This window comes from Streptomyces sp. 1222.5 (assembly GCF_900105245.1).
Lineage (GTDB): Bacteria > Actinomycetota > Actinomycetes > Streptomycetales > Streptomycetaceae > Streptomyces > Streptomyces albidocamelliae.
On sequence record NZ_FNSZ01000001.1, the window covers coordinates 574,585 to 595,696 of the forward strand.

Here is a 21,112-nt window from a genome sequence, read left to right on the forward strand (position 1 = left end):
CGCTGGCCGAACGGGGCGGCACCCGGCCCGGCGCCTCCCCGTCGAGGGCGTCGTCCTCGCCGCCTCTCACGGCCGGGGCCGGCCCGCCGCGCCGGGCCCGAGCGGCGTCCTCCGGGGGGTGCCCTGCCGGCATCGTGTCTCCTGCCGCTGATGGTGGTACGTCACCGACCCTAACCTCCGCCGGGGGCGCGGCGGGGTCCGTCCACGCACCACCGGTCGTGTGCCGCGCCCTCGCTGTGCAGGGCGAGCCTGCAGCACGGGATCAGCGGTCCGGGCCGCTCACCCGGTACGCGGCGCCGCCTCTCCCATTCCTCCTGCCACAGCCGGCGGCGGTGGTCGGCGCGCAGGCGCCGTTCGCACCAGCCGAGGAAGACGGCGCAGTAGAAACCGGGCACGCACCACCAGGAGGCGTGGACCGCGAAGTAGACACCGGTGGCGGCGCTGGAGGTGGCGAGGACCAGACAGACACGGGCGTCTCGCAAGCTGTTCGTCATCGGCTGCTCCGGGTGTGTCGGCTGCGGAGGGCTCGGCCCGCCCGGCTGAGGCCGAGCAGAGCAACGGTGATGAACTGGAAACGACGCCGCCTACCGGGAGGACGCGGACATTCACCGTGTCATTCCCGGTCAGGCCGTGGGCATGCGCACGGAGGTTCGGCGCGGACACGGCCTAGCGCATCGCCGTGGCCGTACGCGCCGGAATCGGTGTTCCCGAGTCGGGCATTTGCCTGAATCGTCGGCGCATCTCGGGCCCTGTGGCGGGCAGGCGGGCTGCTTCGCTTGAAGGAGACCGCAGGAAGACACCACGTGTCAGGCGCGCTCGAAGGCCGCCGTACAGCGCAGGCCGCCTTTCGCGCAGGGACCGACCAGCAGAGGAGTTGGGTATTCGTGAGCAAGGTGCTGTACGTGCATGCCAAGGGCGGCCCCCCGGTGGGACATGCCCTGTCGCGGGTGGCCGCCAGGTCCGCGGTGCACCTGCTGGCACTCAGCGAACTGCCCGCCACCGTCACGGCGGAAGCCGCCCGGCTGTGCGCCACGGCCGTCACCGTCCGGGACGCCGACGGCGTCGACCTCGTCGAACTCATCACCGACCGTGCCCGGGAGGTCGGCGCCGAGGCCGTCATCACGTTCTCCGAGTACGCGGTGGTCGCTGTCGCCGAGGCGGCACGGCGGCTCGGGCTGAAGGGTCCCGGACCTGCGGCGACGCTGGCCCGGGACAAGCGGCTGATGCGTGCCGCCTGGGAGCGGCACGGCATCCCGCAGCCCCGGTTCCGCGGGGTGCGGACCGTTTCCGAACTCGACGCGGCGGGGCGGGAGTTGACGTACCCGCTGCTCCTGAAGGCGGCTTGGAGCGCCGGCTCCACCGCGCACCAGATCATCGACTCGCCCGAGGACCTGCACGGCGCCTGGGCGCGTTCGGGTGCGGTGATGACGGAGTCCGCCCGGCTCGGCTTCGCGGAACTGCATGTCACCGGCGCCGGCGAGGACTTCATCGTCGAGGAGATCGTCAGCGGCTGCGCGCAGGAGTGGTTCGACGGCCCCGGCTGGGGTGACTACGTCAGTGTGGAGGGCGTCGTGGTCGACGGCGTCTTCCAGCCGGTGTGCCTCAGCGGCCGGATGCCGACGATCGCCCCCTTCACCGAGCGCGCGGGGATCACTCCGGCCGCTCTCGGCAGCGAGGCGCAGGACAGGATCGTGGAGCTGGCCCGACGGGCCGTGGCGGCGCTCGGACTCGAGAACTGCGGCACCCACACCGAGATCAAGCTGGGCACGGAGGGCCGTATGTGGGTCATCGAGACGGCCGCCCGGTTCGGTGGTGCGATGACCGTGCCACAGATCGAGGAGGTGTTCGGACTCGACCTGGTCGGCCTGTTCACCGACCAGTTGCTGGGCAGGTCGCCGGACTGGCCCGCACGCGTCCTGACACCCGACGACGCCGACGGCGCGGCCGGGTCCCTGGTCGTGCTCGCGGTGGACGGCGACGGCAAGGCGTGGCCGCAGCGGCACGTCTGGGACGCGTCCGCCGTCGTGCGGTCCGCGCCTCTCGGCCCGGGCAGCACGCTGTCCGTGGTCGCGGAGAGCTCCCTGCCGGACGGCACCCCCGTGCCGGTCTACGACCCCGCCGCGGGCGCCAACACCATGGCGGGCCTGTGCCTGCTGTCGGCCGACCGGCCGCAGAGCGTCGTACGCGACTTCGCGGCCCTGGTGGAGGCGCTGCCGCACATCCTGCCCGCGGGCATCGGTGGGGAGGCACGGGCATGACGCTCGCCGTGGACCAGGCAGGCCTGCCCGAGGCGGCGGGCGACCGTACCGTCGTCGGCGCCAACCTGTCGCTGCCGCTGTTCCGGACGCTGTCCGGGGTGCTGGCCGGTCATCCGTACCTGAAGGTGGTGCTGGACCGGTCCGAGGACACCTGGCATCTCCTCGACACGCGGGTGCACCCCTTTCACGTCAACTACATCGCCACCCGGATCCTCGGCATGACGCTCGACGAACTCGACGCGGATCTGGACGCGTTCAACGCCTCCGTGTACATGGACCCGGAGCGCCGTTTCCTGCTCGGGGTGCTGTCCCTGCACACCGACGACGACCCCGACGGCTCCGAGCGGCCCTTCCTCGTGCTGGAGACGACCGAGGCCGACACGATGAGCGGTGCGCTGCTGGAGGAGTTCTACACCTATGTGCGCGGGCGGGTCGACGGGCGGCTGCCGCTGCTCCTGAAGCCCGCCAATCACGGGCAGGAACAGGAGCTGGCCTCGATCGGTGAGGCCCGGGTGCCGCGCATCCTCAGCCACGAGCTGTTCGGCAACCGGACCCGGACCTGCCTCAACCCCGGGGAGGCGGAGGGCCGGCTGCGGTACTTCCGCAGCACGGCGGAGTACGCGGCCGCGGCCGCCGAACTCGGCTGGTCGGACATCGTCGCCATGCCGTGCCTGCCGGACGACGTGCCGCGGGTCGCCGGATTCGTCAACACGGCCCCCATCACACCGCTTTCGCACACCAACGTCCTCGCCTCGGGCTGGGCCATTCCCAACGCGATCGTCCGTGACCTCGACGCGCTCGTGGAGCGGGACGGTCTCGACGGCGCCTGGGTGCGCTACCGCGTCCGCGAGGACGCGATCACGCTGGAACGGCTGCCCGGCGCACCGGCTCTGGACCGGCCCGTCTGGCATCAGCAGCGCATCCGCATCGGGGCGCCGCTGCTGGAGGAGGCGCCCGTCCTGGCACTGCACCGGCTGCGGCGGACCGACCGCGACAGCTATGGGACCAAAGCGGCCAACCTCGGGGAGCTGCACCACGTCCTGGACAGCCGCACCGCCGATCTGACCGCGTTCTACGCACGGCCGCGCCCGCCGCGCCCGCATCTGCTCACCCACCTCGCCGCCCGTCTCGGTGAGACGGACCCGTCGATGGAGCGGCTGCGCGCCGCCGCGGCCGAGCGCGTGGCGGACACGGTCCGGGCGCCGGAGGGCGTGGCTCTGCCCTTCCGGCTGCACCACCTCTTCCTCACCTCCTCCCCCGCGCTCCAACAGGGCATCGGCAAACTGAAGATGGCCCTCGAACTGGAGGCGTTCGACGTCATCGACTCGCTCTGCCTTGGCCTGCAGCGTCTGATCCACGGCACACCCATGCCGGAGGAGGTCGCCCGGATGATCACGGGCGCGGTGCCGGCCGCTCTGGCGGACGGCCGCCGGCTGGTGGTGCGCTCTTCCTCCAACGCGGAGGACCTGCCCGGCTTCTCCGCCGCCGGCATCTACGACTCCGTCACCACGGTGCAGGGCGAGGACCAGCTCATGGACGCCGTCCGGCAGGTGTGGGCCTCCCTGCTCTCGCCGCGCAGCGTGCGCCTGCGGCACCAGGTCGGCATCTCCCTGGACGACACCTACATGGGCGTGATCGTCCAGGAGTACGTGCCCGCCGGCCTCGGCGGTGTGCTGGTGACGTGCAATCCCACGCGCCGCGAGGACTTCCGCAACGTGTACCTCAACTGCGCGCCCGACTCCCCCGAGCGGGTGGTGGACGGTACGGTCCTGCCGCACCAGTACCTGTACAACACCGTGGAGGGCGGCGGTCGTACCGTCGACGTCGGCTCGTCGGGCGCGGACCTCCCCGGGCCGACTCGGGCGGCACTCGCCCGACTCGCCCTGACGGGACGTCTGTTGCAGTCGCACTTCAGCGCGGAGGATCCCGACGACGCACTGGACATCGAATGGCTGATGACCGCCGAGGGCGCGTTCCGGCTGGTCCAGATCCGCCCCTACGCCCGGTGAGGCACCGTATGTCCGCCCTGCCCTTCCGGAAGACCGCGGCGGTCGCGCCCCCGGCCGCCCGGCACATCATCCGCCTCAACAACGGCTTCCAGCTGCTGTTCAACCTGCTGTGGTGGATGCCCGTCTTCTACGCCTACCAGCGGGACGCCGGTCTGTCCGACGGCCAGATCTTCGGCATCCAGAGCATCTACTACATCGCGTTCTGCCTGTTCGAGATACCGACGGGAGTGGTCGCCGACCGTATCGGCGCCCGCAACTGTCTGCGCGCGGGCGCCGTGGTCATGACGGCGGCCAACCTGGTGCCCGTGGTGTCGGCGTCGTACCCGGGCTTCCTCGTGCACTTCCTGGCCATCGCCGCCGGCCGTTCGCTGACGTCGGGCGCGGCGAGCGCCTACCTCTACGAGGGGCTGCGTGCCGAGCGGGCGGAGTCGCACTACCTCCGGGCGGAGGGTACGGCCCGTGCGCTCGGACTCGCCGCCAAGGTCGGCTGCTGGCCTCTGGTGGGGCCGCTGATGGCGCTGGCACCGCAGGCCCCGTACGTGCTCAGCGCGGCGAGCGCGGCCGGTTCGCTCGGCTGCGCGCTCGCCCTGCCGCGGCTGGCTCCGGGCGGCGCGGACGCCGGGGCGGACGCCCGGCGGGGCCGGCGTGGCTCCCTGCTGCGCGACTCGGGAGCCGCGCTGCGTGCCCTGCGGGCTTCGCCGTGGCTGGCTCTGCTCATGGTGCAGGGAGTGGCGGTGTTCACGCTGTCCCGGATCTGTCAGGTCAACCTGTTCCAGCCGGTGCTGCTGGAGCACGGGGTCGGGGAGAGCACGCACGGCAGTGTGCTGGCGGCGATGACGGTCGCCGAGGCCGTGGCCTCGGGCCGTCCGCAGTGGCTGGGCCGCAGGCTGTCGCCGATGGCGTGGGTGTCGGTGCTGAGCGTGGCGCTCGCCGCGACACTCGCCGGTACGGCCCTGGGCGGCCCGTGGGCCGTGATCGCTCTTCTGTGCGCGTTCGCCGCGATCACCGGGTTCGTGTATCCGGTGCAGCGCAAGCTGGTCAACGACGCCATTCCGCTCGACGCACCGCGTGCCACGCTGTTGTCGGTGGAGAGCATCGTCGACCGTGGTGTGTGTGCGATCGCCGCGGTCGCCGCCGGGGCGTACCTGGCGGCGGGGCGGCTGGACGCGCTGCTGTGGCAGAGCGCGGCGGTCACCTGTGTGCTCATACCGGCGATCCACATCGCTCTGCACCGGATGAGCCCGGAGAAGGCCGCCCGGCGGGCGAAGGGAGCCGCCTTCTCCGCCGGTTCCTCCGCCCGCTCCGGCACCCGGGCGGCACCCCTGCCACCGGAGCAGCCGGTGCCCCTGCCGGTCGACGAGGGAGCGGCACCCCGCCCGTGATCCGCCCCAGGTGCGGGTCACGGCCGCGCAGCCGCGACATCGGCTGGCCGGAACTGGCCGGTCCGGCACCCACCTGAAAGGACACGCGTGGTATGTGACGCACAGTGAGCGAGTCGGTACGGCGGAGGAGTTGTCGATGGACGAGGCCGATTTCCACACGCTGCTGGCGTCCTTCCCCGTGTCCTGGCGGGAGATCGCCCGCGGCGCGGGTCCGGTCGGGAGCGGGGGTGGTGCGTTCGCCGACGAGCGCACCGCCCGCCGCTTCCTCGCCGCCTTGTGCGCCGAGCGCGCCGGTCCGTCGCGGTTGCCGGACGACGGCGCGTACCAGACCCTGCCGTTCGCCGATCTGAGCCCGGCCGCGGTGTTCGTCCGCGATCCCCACGGCCGCTACGTCTGGGCCAACCACGCGTACGCCCACATGTACGGGACCACACGGGACACGTTGATCGGGCGCCACCTGTCCGACTTCGACGAGCCCGACGACGCGGCCCGGTTCCTCGCCCTCGACGAGGAGGTGCTCACCCGTGGCCACCCCGTGCGGCACACGCTGGTCTACCAGCGCTCGGACGGTTCCCCGGGCCACGCGGCCGGCTACCGCTTCCCCGTGCACTGGGGCTCCCCCTGTGTGGCGGGCATCTACGTCGACATCACCGACTACGTCCACGCGTTGGACGAACGGCGCCGGGCCGAGGAGGACCTCCGCGCGCTGCGGGACCACAGCGGTCTCCCGTGTCTGCGTCTGTCGGCGGACGGAGTGGTCGGGGAGGCCAGCGCCGCCGTCGCCGAGGTGCTCCGGGTACGCCTGCGTGACCTCGTCGGACACCCCGCCGACCGCCATCTGGCGCCGACGCCCGAGCGGACCGCGTTGCACCGCGTCTGGGGCGACCTCGTCGGCGGCCGCCGCAGAAGCGTGCGTACCAGCGCGGTCATCGTCGACGGCGACCAGCGCCGGCGCCGGGCCTGGGTCTGCCTGAGCGCCAGTCGCCACGCCCCGGAACGCCGCCCTCACATATGGGCCGTCATCACCCAACTGGGCCTGAGCGACGAGGCGCAGCCCCCACTGACGGCGACTCAGGTGCGTATTCTCGCCCTGCTGGCCGCCGGCCACAACAACGTGGACATCTCCAAGGCCCTGCACCTGTCGCGGCAGACCATCGACTATCACCTGGGACGGTTGCGGCACCGGCTGGACGCACCGACCCGCCCCGCCCTCGTCGCCCGTGCCTACGCGCTCGGCATCCTCTCCCCCCATGTCTGGCCGCCCCGCGCCACCACGGCGACCCATCCGCGAAGTCCCGCGTGAGCGGCGCGGCGGGGTGAGGCCGTGACCCGCCGGCATGGGCGCTCCGGGCACCGCACGGGTGCCCGGACGGCGGGGACCGGTGCGTCGGTGCAGCGCGAACCGTCGCAGGGCCGGGAGCCCGCCGCCTGCGATGCGGCGGGGAATCCGATCAGCACGCCGAGGGCGAGGGTCAGGGCCGCCACCGCGACCGTCGCGGCCTTCACCAGCCGGCGGCCGGAGGCGGCAGCCCCGCGTAAGGCTCTCGCGACCAGAGCCGATCTTGGAATGAGCATGACAATCCTCATCCGGAGTCGGACCTGGAGCGGATGGGTGGGTCGCACACAGAACGGCGTCACGCATCGGTGGCTCGCGCAGGTTGCTTTGCGCACATCGGCGTGAACGGTGCGCGGCGCGCCGGCTTGCCGGCAGCGCCGCACACCTCCGCTTCTACTTCAGCTCGGCGCCGAACGCCGCCTTGCTGTACGGCGCGCCGACGGCCTTCCCGCCGAAGCTGAGGACGCTGTCGGTGACCACGCCGGACGGGCCGCCGCGCAGCACCCAGACCGCGCCGTTGCCGTTGTCCTCCCACGGCGCGTCGGCGGCCAGGTCGGCACGGCCGTTGCCGTCGGTGTCGAGCAGCCGGACGGTGGCGCCGAAGGCGTCGTACTTCTCGGCGGTGCCGGGGACGCCCTGGGTGTTCTGCCCGATCGACTGGGCGCCGGCACCGGTCAGACCGGCACGGCTGCCGCGCAGGACGTTGACCACGCCCATGTCGTTCTCGCCGGGCACGCCGACCGCCACGTCGTCGATGCCGTCACCGGTGATGTCCCCGACGGCGATCGACGCGCCGAACCGGTCGTCCTCCTCCCGGCTGCCGGGGACCCCGGGCGTGTCCTGCGAGTACGTCGCCCAGGTCCCCTCCCCGCCGAGGCCCCCGGCCCTGCCGTACATCACCGAGACCGAGTTGTCGTTCTCCGAACCGGTCAGGAGGTCGTCGTACCCGTCGCCGTTCACGTCGCCGGTCGCCACCGCGCCGTCGCCCTCCGGGTGCTGGTCGGTGACGCGCTTGAGCCCGGTGGGACCGCTCAGGTAGAGCGTGCTGCAGTAGCTGCCGTCGCCGCAGTACTCGGTCACGACCAGGTCGGCGCGGTGGTCGCCGTTGATGTCGCCGGTGTCGCCGTCCCGGACGTCGATGTACTTCAGGTGGCCGGGGTCGAGCGGGGTCTTCGCGGCCGGGACACCGGTGCGCTTGAGCGGGCCCTTCCAGATCGTCCCGGTGGTGCCGATCGGGTCGTCGCCCGGGGCGAAGCCCGCCCGGAACACGGCGAGATCGAGGCGCCCGTCGCCGTCGAAGTCGGCGGTCTGCGTGGAGGTGGCCGGGATGGACCGGCCGCCGGACAGGCCGTGCGGGCCGCCCCAGACCACGACCGCGCCGTCCCGCGTCGAACTGCTGCCGACGACGAGGTCCGCGTAGCCGTCACCGTCCAGGTCGCCCTTGGACAGCTGGCTCCCGAAGGCCTGTCCCTTGACGGCACTGCCGGGGATGCCGGTGGTGGCCCGGCTGAGGTTCGTACGGCGGGTGGTGGACAGGCCGTGCGGGCCGCCGTACATGACGGTGACGAATCCGGCCTTGGCCTGGCCGCCGACCGTGCCGCTCGGGGCACCGACGGCCAGGTCGGCGTAGCCGTCGCCGTCGAAGTCGTCACGGACGGGCGTGCCCTTCGGCGGAGCGGCGGACGCGACCGGGACGGTGAGGGCGAGGGAGGTCAGGCCGAGGGTCAGCGGCAGGGCCCAACGGACGTGCGAACGCGAGCGGAACAAGGAGGAACCCCCTGGTGTACAAAGGATGGTCACCGCAGGAGACTCACGCCGCGCGCGAACGGTTGTACGACCAGGGGCTGTTCACCGTTCGCCGGACCCCGGCCGGGCGCCGGCCACGTCCGCCGGGTGTCCCCGGTCGTCCCGTACCGCTGCGCCGGAAAGGGGCTCTCCTGCCGTGCGCCGGGGGCCGCGTCGGCCCGGGCCGCGGCCGGCACCTGCCGGGAGGGTCAGGACGGCGAGGCACATGACGACGAGCGCGACACCGGCCCAGCCGGCCGCGGGGAGGCGCTCGCCGACGACGAGGACGGCCAGGACGGCCGCCACGGCCGGTTCGAGCAGGGACAGGGTGGTGGCCGTGCTCGCCGGCACATGTGCGAGACCCCAGCCGAACAGGACGTAGCCGGCGAACATCGGGACGAGCGCCATGTAGGTGCCGACGGCCGCGTTGGTCCAGGAGCCGACGAGCGGGCCGCCCGTCACCAGCAGGACGGGGACGAGGAGCACTCCGCCGAGCCCGAAGACGGCGCCCATCGCCGCACGGGAGGGGATCCCTCGGGTGATCAGCCGGTGGGCGGCCCAGGAGTACAGGGCGTACGTCCCGGCCGCGACGAGCCCCAGTGCGACGCCGAGCAGCGTGCCGCCCAGGGACGACCGTTGCGTGCCGCCGGAGGAACGCGTGGCTTCCACGACGCACAACAGGACCGTGCCGAGCAGGCCGAGCGAGGCCGCGACCATCCAGCGGCGGGTGAGCCGGCGACGGTCCACGACCCGTTCGATCACCGCCGATGCCAGTGGCGCGGTGCCGATCGACACCACGGTGCCCACCGCGACGCCGGCCCGGTGCATGGAGCTGTAGAACGCCAGGGGGTAGAGCCCCACCGAGACGGCGCCGAGGAGTACGGTCCCGCGCCGGGCGCGCAGTCGCTGCGCGCTCCGGGCGACCGGGCCCGCGGCCGCGAGGGCCTGGAGGAGCCCGCCCAGACCCATGGCCACGGCGCCGATCGCGAGCGGGCCCACGGCGGGGGCGAAGGTGGCGGCCGTGCCCGTCGTACCCCACAGCACGGAGGCCGCCAGCACGCACAGGGCGCCGGTCGTCGCGGACCGGCCGCCGTCCACGCCCTTCACAGCCGGTCCAGCAGAGCGGCCGCGAGGGAGCGGGCGCGCCGTAGCCGCTCGTCGTCACCCTCCAGACCGGCGCGGGCCATCGCGCCCTCCAGCAGGAAGGCCAGATGCTCGGCGGTCGTGCGGGCCTCGTCGGCGCGCCCGGGCAGCAGCTCCGCGAGATGCCCGGCGATCAGCCGCTCGACCTCCTCCTTGTGGGCGCGGACCACGGCTCGGCCCTCGTCCCCGGCCGGCAGCTCGGCGGCGGCGTTGAGCAGTCCGCAGCCGCGGAAGCCGCGCTCGTAGGTGAACGCGGCGTGGTCCGCGTACGCGTCGAACACCGCCAGTACGCCCTCGCGCGGCCCGTCGGCGTGCTCCAGCCGGGCCCGGTACAGACCGAGCCACTCCGCGTGCCGGGCGTCGAGATAGGCCCTGACCAGCTCGGCCTTGGAAGCGAAGTTGTTGTAGAGACTCATCTTCGCCACGCCGGCCTCGGCGGTGATCGTGTCGATGCCGGTCGCCGCCACACCGTCGGCGTAGAAGCGGCGGGCCGCCGCCTCCAGCAACCGCTGCCGGGCCGGCCGGCGGCGGCCGCCCGTCCTCACATCTGCTTCCGTCTCGCCCATCACAATCCAGACTAGGTAGGTAGGTCTACCTAGATTAGACGCGGGCGCCGGGCCGCGCCACCTTCGGCGCGGGTGGCCGCGCAGACCTCAGTGGCAGACGAACGACTTGTCCGCCGTGCTCGTGCTCAGGGCGCACGTCTTGCCGCGTACGGCCCCGGCCGCGTCGTGGAAGGTCAGGTTCCAGGCGCCGCCGCTGTTGAGCACCGCGTATCCGAAGACGCGGAGACCTCCCGGGGTCTGTTCCTGGGTGATCGACGGGTGCAGGGCCTGGCGCGGCGTGCCGATCAGCTTCCCCATGACCTTGGTGTCGTCCGGGCCCCTCGGCGCGTCGGTCGGCGACTACCTCTCCCAGCCGGCCGGAGACGGCGGCCTGGGCGTGGGCACGGTGGTCACCAGTGTGCTGTTCCTCGCGGTCGTCCTCGGTCTGGTCGTGTACCTCGGAGTGACACGGAAGGACGTCGTCGCGCCGGAGCCTGGCGCGCGGCACTCGGTCTGACCGGCCGCACGGCACGTGTTCAGGATGCGTTCAGGCTTCCTGTGCCACGGTCGGGGATCTCGGCCGCCACCGGCGGTCGCTCATCCGACAGGGCGCTCGTCCCGCATTGCGGGGCGGGCGCCCTGTCGTTCGACCGGCAAGGAGAAAGTGACTTGGAGACACCGGAGGTCCTCACCGACCTCGATGTGGCGAGCACGTCGAGTACGACCAAGTCGGTGATGAAGAAGCTGCCCGAGGTGACGCTGGCGTTCTGGGTCATGAAGATCGCCGCGACGACTCTGGGCGAGACGGCGGGCGACCTCTTCGCGCAGACCCTGAAGCTGGGCTACTTCCTCACCACGATCGCGCTGTTCCTGGTGTTCGTGGTGACGCTGGTCGTCCAGCTGCGCTCGTCCCGCTACCACCCGTTCTTCTACTGGACCGTGATCCTGTCGACCAGCATGGCCGGCACCACGATGTCCGACTTCATGAACCGCGACGCCAGCGCCGCGTACCTCTCGAACGGCGCGACCAGGCTGGGCTGGGGCCCGCAGGGTCTGGGGCTGGGTTACCCCGCCGGTGCGGCGATCCTGATCTCCGTCCTGCTGGCGATCTTCCTCGCCTGGAAGCTGAGCGGGATGACGTTCCAGATCCGCGACATCGTCACCTTCAGGGGTGAGGCCCTGTTCTGGTCGGCGATCCTCGTGTCGAACACCCTCGGCACCTCCATGGGCGACTTCCTGTCCGACAGCTCCGGATTGGGCTACGCCGGGGGCGCGCTGCTGGTGACCGGCGCACTCGCCGTGCTCCTGGCGCTGATGCGAGTGCCCGCCGTCTCGAACGTGCTGCTGTTCTGGATCGCCTTCGTCCTCACCCGCCCGCTGGGCGCCACCGCGGGCGACTTCCTCACCAAGCCGGTGGCCAAGGGCGGCTTGGATCTCGGTACGGCGGGCTCGTCCGCCGTCCTGCTCGCCGTCCTGTTCGGCCTGATGGCCCACGCGCAGGTGCGGGAGCACCGGGCCGCCGGCCGGCCGGCCGGGGCGGAGCGGGCCCCGGTCACCCGGCGGGCAGACCGACCGTGAACCTGGCCCCGGGCCGGTGCCCGGGGTCGTAGGACACCTCGCCTCCGACGGCGCGGGCCAGGCGTCGCGCGAGCGACAGGCCGAGGCCCGCGCCGTCGTGCCCGTCGTCGGAGTCGGCGCGCCGGCCGGGCTGGAACAGTTCGTCGACGAACGCCTCCGGCACCCCCGGGCCGTCGTCGGTGACGTCGATCCGTACGGCTCCGGGGACGCGCCGTGCGGACACGGTGACCTGGCAGTGGGCGTAGCGGACGGCGTTGGCGAGCAGGGGGCTGAGGATGCGTTCGAGGAGAGCGGGGGCGACCCCGGCCTCCAGCGCCCGGGCCCCGGCCTCGCGCACGGTGGGGTCCGTCTCCACCACGGTCTTCACCCCGTCGGGCACATCGAGGCCGCGGAGCAGCCGGTCCAGAACGGGCAGGACGCCGGTGGTTCCGGGGGCCGTCGCCGGGCCGGCGGCGTTCTCGCGGGCGTCGGTCAGCAGGGTGTCGCAGATCGTGCGCATGGACCGGGCGGCCTCGGCGATCACCTCGTGGGTCGAGTGGATCTCGGCGTCCGTGCGGGGGTGGGCCCGGGACCAGTCGAGTTCCATGATGATCCGGGTGAGCGGTGTGCGCAGTTCGTGGGACAGCTCTCCCGTCAGCTGCTGTTCGTGGCGCAGGACGGTGCGTATGCGGTCGAGCAACGCGTCCAAGGAGGTACCCAGCCGGGCGAGTTCGGCCGGGTGCTGCTCGTTGCCGAAGCGCTCGGCCGAGCCCACGGCGCTCCACTGCGTGGCCTGGTCGGTCATCGTCCGCACCGGGCGCAGGGCCCGGCCGACGGACAGGCGGGTGAGGACGTACGTGAAGCCGAGCATCACGGCGTCCAGGACGAGCGACCCCAGCAGCAGGGCGTCGGCCGAACTCCGGTACGGGGTCAGGTCCAGCGCGGTGACGACGGTGGCGGTGGCGCGGCCCCCGTGGAGGGGCTGTGCGCACAGCCGGACGGGCCGGTGATCGTGTGCGTCGACGGTCGCGCAGGCATGCCTCCGCTGCGCGGCCAGCCGGTCGGCGGCCCGGGTCGGTGGGCTGCCGGCCGTGACCGACGGCGGTTTCTCCAGCAGCCGGGTCCCGGCGTAGATCCACACGTTGGCGTCGAGGAGGCGGTCGTTGACGCTTTCCAGGACGCGCACACCGGGTCCGGTGGTGTCGACGGTCGTCGCCACCGCCGCGGCCCGGCTGCGCAGTTCGTCGTCCGCCTGGTGCTGCAGGTGCCGGTCCGTCACCGCGTTGAACACCACGGTCAGGATTGTCATCAGCAGGGCGGCGGTGGTCAGTGCCACCAGGGAGAGGCGGCCGCGCAGGGTGCGCGGGGCGAGGCGGCGCAGGGTACGCGGGGCATGGTTCACGACAGGCGGTGTCCGATCCCGCGCGCCGTGTCGATGCCGAGGCCGCTGCCGGTCTCCCGGAGCTTGCGGCGCAGCCTGCTCAGGTACTGGTCCAGGGTGTTGTCGCTGACCTGTGCGCCCTCGGGCCAGCCGGCCCGCACCAGGTCGCGGCGGCGTACGAGCGTTCCGTCCGCGGCGACGAGCGTGGCCAGCAGCCGGAACTCGGTCGGTGACAGGGCGCTGCGCTCACCGCGCACGCTCATACTGTGGTCCACGGCGTCCAGGACCAGGTCGCCGGTTGTGGCCGCCGCCGTCGCCGGGGTCCGTTTGAGGACGGCTCGCAGTCTCGCGGCGAGTTCGGCGAGGTGGAAGGGCTTGGGCAGGTAGTCGTCGCCCCCGGCGGAGAATCCCGACAGGCGGTCGGTGAGCTGGTGCCGGGCGGTCAGAAAGATCACGGGGGCGGTGAAGCCGTTGGCCCGCATGGCCTGGCACACATCTCTTCCGTCCGCGTCGGGCAGGCCGATGTCCAGGACGGCGGCGGCCAGGTCGGCCGTGGCCAACCGCAGGGCGGTCGCGCCGTCGGCGGCCGGCACCGGGGCGAAGTCCTCCTCGGACAGGCCGCGGCGCAGCACGTCGCGCAGAGCGTGATCGTCCTCGACGACCAGGATCTTGGGGCGCATGATCCTCCGGCGGGTCGGGTGTGCGGGCGGGGAGAGCGGTGGGCGGCGTACCGGCGCGCCCTCAGCCGTCCATCGGCAGCCACCTTACCGTCTACAATGACGTAGACACTCTAGCGGACGCAGGCCCGCCCCAGCCGCACCGGAGTGCACACGGCGGGCGCGGCGACTCCCGCGTCGTCCTGCTGAGCACAGGTGTGCCAGGACGACACGGGAGCGTGGTGGGTGACCCGGAACCCGCCGGTGTGCCGGGTGCCGCTACGGCCGGGGCCGGGTCGGCCCGGTCGCCGGTGAGCAGGTCGCGGGTCAGGGCGACGGCGAGCACGCATGCCGCGACCAGCCCGGAGAAGATCAGCCGCTCCCGCCCTGACGGGTCGGTGAGCATGGAGAAGAGCACGAAGGAGAGGACCCCGCCCGGGGGACGCCACGGGCGGCGGTCCGGGTGAAGGACGCCGGGGCGTCGCCGCGGCGACCAAGGGAGTAGGCCATGCAAGAGGGCCTGCGGGCCCGGCATGACTGTGTCCCCTCTGTCGAAGGTATGACCTGGGGGTGGTGTCACCGGGCCGGGGAGGTGCCGTCCGAGACGCTGATCAGAGGTCCGATCACCGTCCCGCGCAACGCCGGACCGCCCTTGCGCGGCAGGTGCTGCAGAGCCCGATGCCGACCTTGAACAGGTCGAAGACGCTGACGCTCATCCGGTGCCTCCCCGGTACTCCGTGCAGGCGTCGAGCAGCCAGGTGGCCAGGTAGCACGCGAAGGAGGCGCGGACCAGCAGCCAGACGGCGGAGGCCGCCTCGTCCCGCACCACGAGGGTGACCGGGGCCTGCGCCAGCAGGGTGGTCGGGCAGGAGCCGACGGGCGTGACCCGCGGATCCAGATCGATGGCACAGCCCTGGGCCAGCACCTCGCGCAGGAGGTGCCCGGACAGGGCCAGCGTGGTGCGCTGCGCGGAGACGTCGGTGACGGAGGCGGAGCCGTCGTCACCGATGGCGTCCCGCAGCCGGGCGAGCAGCTCCTGCCGCCGGCCGTCGGGCGCCACCAGCAGCCATTCGTCCGGGCCCATCCACAGCGCCTTGACGTCGCCCGACAGCTCGGCGCGCACGGGGTCCGGCAGGGTGATGCCCAGACAGGCTTCGACGGCCTTCGCCGCGGCGCTTCCGGGCTGCGCGCGCAGGCTGAGCTGGGTCAGGAAGGGCAGTTCCCGCACCCGCAGTCCGGAGGGCAGCCCCGCGAGGCGGTCCTGCCACTCGGCCAGGGGGCTGAAGCGAGTGGGTGTCTCAACCGTCACGGCGAGCTCCCTCCTTGTCGAAGAGCACGGGTTCGGTCACGGTCACCGGGACGGTACGGCCGTCCAGCGGGACGTACAGGGTTTCGCCGATACGCCGGGTTCCCGCGCGCACCAGGGCCAGGGCGAACGTCCGCTGGAGGGCGTCGCTGCGGTAGCTGGAGGTGACGTGGCCCAGCATGGGCACCGGGGGCGCCGGAACACCGCTGGTGGCGATGATCTGGGCCCCTTCGGGCAGCAGGACTCCCGCGTCGGCCGGCAGCAGGCCGACCAGCTGCTTGCGGTCGTCACGCCGGTTCTCCGTGCGGGTGAAGGACCGCTTGCCGACGAAGTCCGCCTTCTTCTTGGACACCACCCACGACATGCCCAGGTCCTGCGGGGTGACGGTGCCGTCGGTGTCCTGCCCGATGATCGGGTAGGCCTTCTCGGCGCGCAGCACGTGCATCGTCTCGGTGCCGTACGGGGTGATGCCGAAGGGACGGCCGGCCTCGTACAGGGCCTTCCACACCGTGATGCCGTACCAGGCGGGGACGTTGATCTCGTAGGCGAGTTCACCGGAGAAACTGATGCGGCACACGCGGGCCGGCACGTCGGCGACCGTGGTGTCCTGCCAGGACATGAACGGAAAGGCGTCGTTGCCGACGTCGAGGCCCGGGGCCAGCAGGGCGAGTACGTCGCGGGAGCGGGGGCCGACCAGAGGGATCGTCACCCAGTGCTCGGTGACCGAGGTGAGGTGCACCCGCAGGCCCGGCCACTCCGTCTGCAGCCACTCCTCCATCCATTCGAGGATCTTGGCCGCGTTGCCGGTGGTCGTGGTCAGCAGGAACTCCTGCTCGGCGACCCGGATCACGGTGCCGTCGTCGATGACCATGCCGTCGACGCCGCACATCACGCCGTAGCGGATCCGGCCCACCTCGAGGGTGCTCATCAGGTTCGTGTACAGCCGGTCCAGCAGGACCCCGGCGTCCGGGCCCCGCACATCGATCTTGCCGAGCGTGGAGCCGTCCATCATCGCGACGCCGGTACGGGCGGCCCGGCACTCGCGGAGCACGGCGTCCTCCATGCCCTCGCCCGCCCGGGGGTAGTACCGGGGGCGCTTCCACTGGCCGACGTCCTCGAAGGGAGCGCCGTGTTCGACGTGCCAGGGGTGCAGGGCGGTCACCCGTACCGGGTCGAACAGTTCACCGCGGTTGCGGCCCGCGAGGGCGGCGAAGGCCACCGGTACGGCGGGGGGGCGGTGGCTGGTGGTGCCGAGGTCGGCGACGTCCACCCCGAGGGCCTCGGCGACGATGCCCGAGGTCATGACGCCGGAGGTGCGGCCCTGGTCGTGGGCGGTGCCGATCGTGGTGTAGCGCTTGACGTGCTCCACCGAGCGCAGGCCCGCGCCGACCGCCCGCAGGACGTCGCTGACAAGGGCGTCACGCTGCAGGTCGACGAACTGGTGGGAGCCGTCCGGTGTCTCCTGGGGGCTGGGGACCCGCCACAGCACCCGGGTGGGCGCTCCCTCGGGCTGCGGGGCGCCGGTCGGCAGGGTGACCGGCTGTCCGGTCAGGCCGAGGGCCGACAGGGCTCGCGAGGCCGCCTCCGCTCCGTCGGCGAGACAGCCGGCCAGGGTGAACGTGCCGCGGGCCGATCCCGCGGTGCGGACCGTGTCCGGGCCGTGGCCGGGGACGAAGGCCCCGGTTCCGGCGTCGTAGCGCAGGGTGCCGCGGGCCTGGCTGAACAGGGCCACGGCGGGGTTCCAGCCGCCGGACACCAGCAGCAGGTCGCAGTCGATGCCGTGCCGGTCGCCGAGGCGGCCCCGGCCGAAGGCGGCCACGTGGGCGCGGGAGACACGTTCGGTGCCGCTGGTGCCGGTGACCACGTGGCCCGCGCGTACCTCGACACCGCGTTCGGCGCACGCCGTCTGCCAGTGCGCCGGTACCTCCTCACGCGCGTCGATGACGGCGGCGACACGGACGCCGGCGTCGGCCAGTTCGAGCGCTGCCGGGTAGGCGCTGTCGTTGGTGGTGAACACGACGGCCCGCCGCCCGGGGAGCACCCCGAAGCGGTTGAGGTAGGTGCGGGCCGAGCCGGCCAGCATGATGCCGGGGCGGTCGTTGTCGTCGAAGGCGACCGGACGCTCGTAGGCGCCGGTGGCGTACACGACCTGCCGGGCTCGGATGCGCCAGACCCGCTGCCTCGAGATGTGGGCCGGTGCCGCGGCACCGAGGTGGTCCGTGCGCTTCTCCAGGGCCAGGACGAGTCCGTCGTCGTAGTGGCCGAAGGCGGTGGTGCGGTGCAGGACCCTCACGTCGGCGTGGCCTTCGAGTTCGGCGGTGACGTCGTCGGCCCACGCGGTCGCCGGCGCGCCGTCGAGGAGGTCCCGGCTGCCGAGCAGCGACCCGCCGGACCGCGGGAGTTCGTCGACGAGGATCACGCGGGCACCGGCACGGGCGGCGACCAGTGTCGCGGCCAGGCCGGCCGGACCCGCGCCGACGACCAGGAGGTCGCAGTAGGCGTGCATGGTGTCGTAGCGGGCCGAGTCCGGCCGGCTGCTGAGCCGGCCCCGGCCGGACAGGCCCCGGGCCACGAGTCCCTCGTACAGCTCGACGGTGGTGGCCGTGAGCATGGGTTCGGGGAAGGGGGCTTCGATCTGCACGAGCGCGTTGGGCTCTTCGGCTCCGGCGGCGAGGACGCCCCGCGGCCGTCCGTACTTGATGCCGCTCGCGACGTGGTGCACTCCGTTGGCCAGCAGGGCCGAAGCGAGGGTGTCGCCGGGGTGACCGGTGTAGGCGGTGCCGTCGAAGGAGAAGGAGAGCGTGGTGTCCCGGTCGACGTGGCCGTGGCCGGGGGCACGGAAAGGGGTGTTCATCGGCTGGCCTCCTGGCCCGTCGCCTGCGGTGCGGCGGGTGCGGTGCTCGGGATGGAAGGGCGCTCGGCGCCGATGGTGTGGACGGCGAGGAACTCGTGGGTGACGGTGTCGCGCAGGGCGTTGAACCAGCGCCGGCAGCCGGCCGAGTGCACCCACCGTTCGGCGAAGGGGCCCCTGGGGTTGTCGCGGAAGAACACGTACTGGGCCCACTGCTCGTCGTCGAGGGCGTAGGGGTCGTCGGGGTAGGGGACGTGCGCCTGACCGCCGTAGTGGAACTCGATCTCCTCGCGGTCACCGCACCAGGGGCAGGTGATGAGCTGCATGTCGGTACTCCTCGGCTAGTGGGCGACGGCGGCCGCGCCGTGCTCGTCGACCAGGGCGCCGGTGGTGAAGCGGGAGAGGGTGAAGGGCGCGTTGTAGGGGTGCGGTTCGCCGGTGGCGATGGTGTGGGCGTAGCACCAGCCGACGCCCGGTGTGGCCTTGAAGCCGCCGGTCCCCCAGCCGCAGTTGAGGTAGAGGTCGTCGACGGGGGTCAGGCCGACGATGGGTGAGGCGTCCGGGGTGACGTCGACGATGCCCGCCCAGGTGCGCAGCATGTGGGCGCGTGCGAAGACCGGGAAGAGTTCGAGCGCGGCGGCCGTCTGGCGCTCCAGGATGTGGAACGCACCGCGCTGTCCGTAGCCGTTGTAGCTGTCGATGCCGGCGCCCATGACGAGCTCGCCCTTGTGGGCCTGGGAGACGTACACATGGACGGCGTTCGACATGACCACGGTCGGGTGCACCGGTTCGAGGAGCTCCGAGACCAGGGCCTGGAGCGGGTGGCTCTGGAGCGGCAGCCGCAACCCGGCCATGGACGCCAGCACGGACGAGTGGCCCGCGCCCGCGAGCGCGACCTTCCCCGCGGCGATGGGACCGCGGGTGGTCCGCACGCCTCGGACGCGGCCGCCCTGGATGTCGAGCCCGGTGACCTCGCAGTCCTGGATCAGGTCGATGCCGTACTCGTCGGCCCTGCGGGCGAAGCCCCAGGCCACGTAGTCGTGTTTGGCGATACCCGCGCGCGGCTGGTACGTCGCGCCGAGCACCGGGTAGCGCACGTCGGGCGAGACGTTGACGATGGGGCAGACCTCGGCGACCTCGTCCGGCTCCAGCCACTCGGCGTCGATGCCGTTGAGCTGGTTGGCGTGGACGCGGCGCTTGCTGTCCCGGATGTCCTGGAGACTGTGGGCGAGGTTGAGCACGCCGCGCTGGCTGAAGAGGATGGGACAGCCGAGGTCCTCCTCGAGGGTCTCCCACAGCTTCAGTGAGTGCTCGTAGATGCCGGAGCTCTCGTCCCAGAGGTAGTTGGAGCGGATGATGGTGGTGTTGCGGGCCATGTTGCCGCCCGCGAGCCAGCCCTTCTCCAGGACGGCGACGTTGGTGATGCCGTGGTTCTTGGCGAGGTAGTAGGCGGTGGCCAGGCCGTGTCCGCCGCCGCCGACGATGACGACGTCGTAGGACGGTTCGGGGTCGGGGTTGCGCCACAGGAAGTCCGGGTGGTCGGGCAGGACGTCTCCGGGCGTGGCCGGTCGGTTGTCACGCGGGTTCATCACTGGGCAGCCTCCTGGGCCGCGAGCTGGGGATCGGCGGGGTAGAGCGGGAAGCGGTCGGTCAGGACCCGGACGCGGTGGCGCAGCGCGTCGGCGGTCCGGTCGTCGAAGCCGGGCAGGAGGGCCGTGGCGATGATGCCGGCGACCCCCGTGAACTCCTCGGCCCCGAAGCCGCGGGCGGCCAGGGCCGGGGTGCCGATGCGGACGCCGGAGCCGACCGTCGGCGGGCGCGGGTCGAGGGGGACGGCGTTGCGGTTGGCGGTGATGCCGACCCGGTGCAGCCGGTCTCGGCCTGCCGGCCGTCGAGTTCCGCACGGCGCAGGTCCACCAGGACCAGGTGCACGTCCGTGCCGCCGGTCAGGACACTCACCCCGGCTGCCCGGGTGTCGTCGGCCGGCAGCCGCTCGGCCAGGATCGACGCCCCTTGGAGCGTGCGGCGCTGACGTCGGCGGACTCCGGCTGGGCGGCCGTCGTGAAGGCCACCGCCTTCGCGGCGATGACGTGTTCGAGGGGGCCGCCGAGCGTCTTGTGGGTGGTGGTGGTCACCACATGCACGTGGGACACCGGAGAGGGGTGCAGACCGGCGGCGACCAGGCCCGCTAAGTGGGCCATGTCGACCATGAAGCAGGCGCCGACCTCGTCGGCGATCCGGCGGAACTCGGCGAAGTCGAGCCGGCGGTGGTACGCCGACCAGCCGGCCACGATCAGCTTCGGCCGGTGTTCCTGGGCGAGCTTGCGGACCTGCTCCATGTCGATGCGGTGGTCGTGTTCGCCGACCCGGTAGGCCGCCGCCTTGTACAGGCGTCCGGAGAGATTGATCCGCATGCCGTGGGTGAGGTGGCCGCCGTGCGCCAGGTCCAGCCCCAGGACGGTGTCGCCGGGCTGCAGCAGGGCGGCCATGGCGGCCGCGTCGGCCTGTGCGCCGGAGTACGCCTGCACGTCGGCGGCCTCGGCTCCGAACAGCTGCTTGACGCGGTCGACGGCGAGCCGCTCGAGCACGTCGACGTGCTCGCAGCCGCCGTAGCAGCGGCGTCCGGGGTAGCCCTCGGCGTACTTGTTGGTCGGCACCGAGCCCTGGGCCCGCATGACCGCGAGGGGCACGAAGTTCTCGCCGGCGATCGTCTCCGGGGTGCCACGCTGCCGGGCCGGCTTCGCGTCGATGGCCGCGGCGATCTCGGGATCGAAGTCGTCCAGCCGGGTGCCGAGCACGGCGGAGCGGGCCGCTCGCTGACCGGTGGCTTGGGCGTTCATGGAAAACCCCCTGGTGAGCGACTGAAAGCCAACTGATATATTAATCCGTTGTTGCGCTACAGT

The 21,112-nt window shown here is 72.6% G+C and carries 16 protein-coding genes and 2 pseudogenes; 6 read left to right on the plus strand and 12 right to left on the minus strand.

Annotated elements, in window-relative coordinates; genetic code table 11:
• Positions 1-170: 170 nt before the first annotated feature.
• Positions 171-494: a hypothetical protein gene (locus BLW57_RS02770; protein ID WP_093471867.1), complete on the minus strand. Its 324-nt coding sequence runs from the start codon at positions 492-494 to the stop codon at positions 171-173.
• Positions 495-884: 390 nt separating this feature from the next.
• On the opposite strand from BLW57_RS02770, the gene BLW57_RS02775 reads away from it, so the two are divergent.
• The 4 genes from BLW57_RS02775 (at position 885) to BLW57_RS02790 (ending at position 6,952) form a co-directional block, all read left to right on the plus strand.
• Positions 885-2,258 (plus strand): ATP-grasp domain-containing protein, encoded by a 1,374-nt coding sequence (locus tag BLW57_RS02775; protein ID WP_093471868.1) that lies wholly within the window; start codon positions 885-887, stop codon positions 2,256-2,258.
• Positions 2,255-4,267 carry a PEP/pyruvate-binding domain-containing protein gene (locus BLW57_RS02780; RefSeq protein ID WP_093471870.1) on the plus strand — a complete coding sequence of 671 codons (2,013 nt, stop codon included), beginning with the start codon at positions 2,255-2,257 and terminating at the stop codon, positions 4,265-4,267. The genes BLW57_RS02775 and BLW57_RS02780 overlap by 4 nt, the downstream gene beginning before the upstream one ends.
• Positions 4,268-4,275: 8 nt before the next feature.
• The gene (locus tag BLW57_RS02785; protein ID WP_256339354.1) at positions 4,276-5,649 is read left to right on the plus strand and encodes an MFS transporter; all 1,374 of its coding nucleotides are present in this window, start codon (positions 4,276-4,278) and stop codon (positions 5,647-5,649) included.
• 136 nt (positions 5,650-5,785) lie between these two features.
• Entirely contained in the window at positions 5,786-6,952 is a 1,167-nt protein-coding gene (locus BLW57_RS02790) for a PAS domain-containing protein (RefSeq protein WP_093471871.1), read from the plus strand.
• A gap of 426 nt (positions 6,953-7,378) precedes the next feature.
• On the opposite strand, the gene BLW57_RS02795 is transcribed toward BLW57_RS02790, so the two are convergent.
• The 4 genes from BLW57_RS02795 to BLW57_RS02810 form a co-directional block, all read right to left on the minus strand.
• The gene (locus tag BLW57_RS02795; RefSeq protein WP_093471873.1) at positions 7,379-8,752 is read right to left on the minus strand and encodes an FG-GAP-like repeat-containing protein; all 1,374 of its coding nucleotides are present in this window, start codon (positions 8,750-8,752) and stop codon (positions 7,379-7,381) included.
• A gap of 81 nt (positions 8,753-8,833) precedes the next feature.
• Positions 8,834-9,877, minus strand: coding sequence for a DMT family transporter (locus BLW57_RS02800; protein ID WP_256339355.1), 1,044 nt, complete (start codon positions 9,875-9,877; stop codon positions 8,834-8,836).
• Positions 9,874-10,479 (minus strand): TetR/AcrR family transcriptional regulator, encoded by a 606-nt coding sequence (locus BLW57_RS02805; protein ID WP_093471874.1) that lies wholly within the window; start codon positions 10,477-10,479, stop codon positions 9,874-9,876. The genes BLW57_RS02800 and BLW57_RS02805 overlap by 4 nt, the downstream gene beginning before the upstream one ends.
• Before the next feature lie 87 nt (positions 10,480-10,566).
• Positions 10,567-10,776 carry a hypothetical protein gene (locus BLW57_RS02810; protein WP_093471876.1) on the minus strand — a complete coding sequence of 70 codons (210 nt, stop codon included), beginning with the start codon at positions 10,774-10,776 and terminating at the stop codon, positions 10,567-10,569.
• Between the two features lie 13 nt (positions 10,777-10,789).
• On the opposite strand from BLW57_RS02810, the pseudogene BLW57_RS02815 reads away from it, so the two are divergent.
• Both BLW57_RS02815 and BLW57_RS02820 read left to right on the plus strand, forming a co-directional pair.
• A pseudogene (locus BLW57_RS02815) lies at positions 10,790-10,975 on the plus strand (hypothetical protein); the annotation flags it as partial.
• A 152-nt stretch (positions 10,976-11,127) separates the two neighbouring features.
• Entirely contained in the window at positions 11,128-12,036 is a 909-nt protein-coding gene (locus BLW57_RS02820; RefSeq protein ID WP_093471877.1) for a COG4705 family protein, read from the plus strand.
• Here BLW57_RS02820 and BLW57_RS02825 read toward each other — a convergent pair.
• From BLW57_RS02825 to glyA, 7 genes and pseudogenes are all read right to left on the minus strand, one after another.
• Positions 12,011-13,417 (minus strand): sensor histidine kinase, encoded by a 1,407-nt coding sequence (locus BLW57_RS02825; protein ID WP_256339356.1) that lies wholly within the window; start codon positions 13,415-13,417, stop codon positions 12,011-12,013. The two genes, BLW57_RS02820 and BLW57_RS02825, sit on opposite strands and share 26 nt — an antisense overlap.
• Entirely contained in the window at positions 13,414-14,076 is a 663-nt protein-coding gene (locus BLW57_RS02830; RefSeq protein WP_093471879.1) for a response regulator transcription factor, read from the minus strand. The genes BLW57_RS02825 and BLW57_RS02830 overlap by 4 nt, the downstream gene beginning before the upstream one ends.
• Positions 14,077-14,764: 688 nt before the next feature.
• Positions 14,765-15,361, minus strand: coding sequence for a sarcosine oxidase subunit gamma (locus tag BLW57_RS02835; RefSeq protein WP_093471880.1), 597 nt, complete (start codon positions 15,359-15,361; stop codon positions 14,765-14,767).
• Entirely contained in the window at positions 15,351-18,212 is a 2,862-nt protein-coding gene (locus BLW57_RS02840) for a 2Fe-2S iron-sulfur cluster-binding protein (protein ID WP_093471882.1), read from the minus strand. Before BLW57_RS02840 ends, BLW57_RS02835 begins: the two co-directional genes overlap by 11 nt.
• The gene (locus BLW57_RS42990) at positions 18,209-18,535 is read right to left on the minus strand and encodes a sarcosine oxidase subunit delta (RefSeq protein WP_093471883.1); all 327 of its coding nucleotides are present in this window, start codon (positions 18,533-18,535) and stop codon (positions 18,209-18,211) included. The genes BLW57_RS02840 and BLW57_RS42990 overlap by 4 nt, the downstream gene beginning before the upstream one ends.
• A 15-nt stretch (positions 18,536-18,550) precedes the next feature.
• The gene (locus BLW57_RS02850) at positions 18,551-19,798 is read right to left on the minus strand and encodes a sarcosine oxidase subunit beta family protein (protein ID WP_093471885.1); all 1,248 of its coding nucleotides are present in this window, start codon (positions 19,796-19,798) and stop codon (positions 18,551-18,553) included.
• Positions 19,798-21,049: pseudogene (gene glyA / locus BLW57_RS02855) on the minus strand (serine hydroxymethyltransferase). Before glyA ends, BLW57_RS02850 begins: the two are co-directional and overlap by 1 nt.
• Positions 21,050-21,112 lie beyond the last annotated feature (63 nt).

Bases quoted from the DNA above. Each gene is read 5' to 3' on its own strand.
- BLW57_RS02805 (WP_093471874.1), bottom strand. From the start codon at position 10,479: ATGGGCGAGACGGAAGCAGATGTGAGGACGGGCGGCCGCCGCCGGCCG.
- BLW57_RS02770 (WP_093471867.1), bottom strand. From the start codon at position 494: ATGACGAACAGCTTGCGAGACGCCCGTGTCTGTCTGGTCCTCGCCACC.
- BLW57_RS02790 (WP_093471871.1), top strand. From the start codon at position 5,786: ATGGACGAGGCCGATTTCCACACGCTGCTGGCGTCCTTCCCCGTGTCC.
- BLW57_RS02810 (WP_093471876.1), bottom strand. From the start codon at position 10,776: ATGGGGAAGCTGATCGGCACGCCGCGCCAGGCCCTGCACCCGTCGATC.
- BLW57_RS02780 (WP_093471870.1), top strand. From the start codon at position 2,255: ATGACGCTCGCCGTGGACCAGGCAGGCCTGCCCGAGGCGGCGGGCGAC.
- BLW57_RS02850 (WP_093471885.1), bottom strand. From the start codon at position 19,798: ATGAACCCGCGTGACAACCGACCGGCCACGCCCGGAGACGTCCTGCCC.
- BLW57_RS02785 (WP_256339354.1), top strand. From the start codon at position 4,276: ATGTCCGCCCTGCCCTTCCGGAAGACCGCGGCGGTCGCGCCCCCGGCC.
- BLW57_RS02840 (WP_093471882.1), bottom strand. From the start codon at position 18,212: ATGAACACCCCTTTCCGTGCCCCCGGCCACGGCCACGTCGACCGGGAC.
- BLW57_RS42990 (WP_093471883.1), bottom strand. From the start codon at position 18,535: ATGCAGCTCATCACCTGCCCCTGGTGCGGTGACCGCGAGGAGATCGAG.
- BLW57_RS02830 (WP_093471879.1), bottom strand. From the start codon at position 14,076: ATGCGCCCCAAGATCCTGGTCGTCGAGGACGATCACGCTCTGCGCGAC.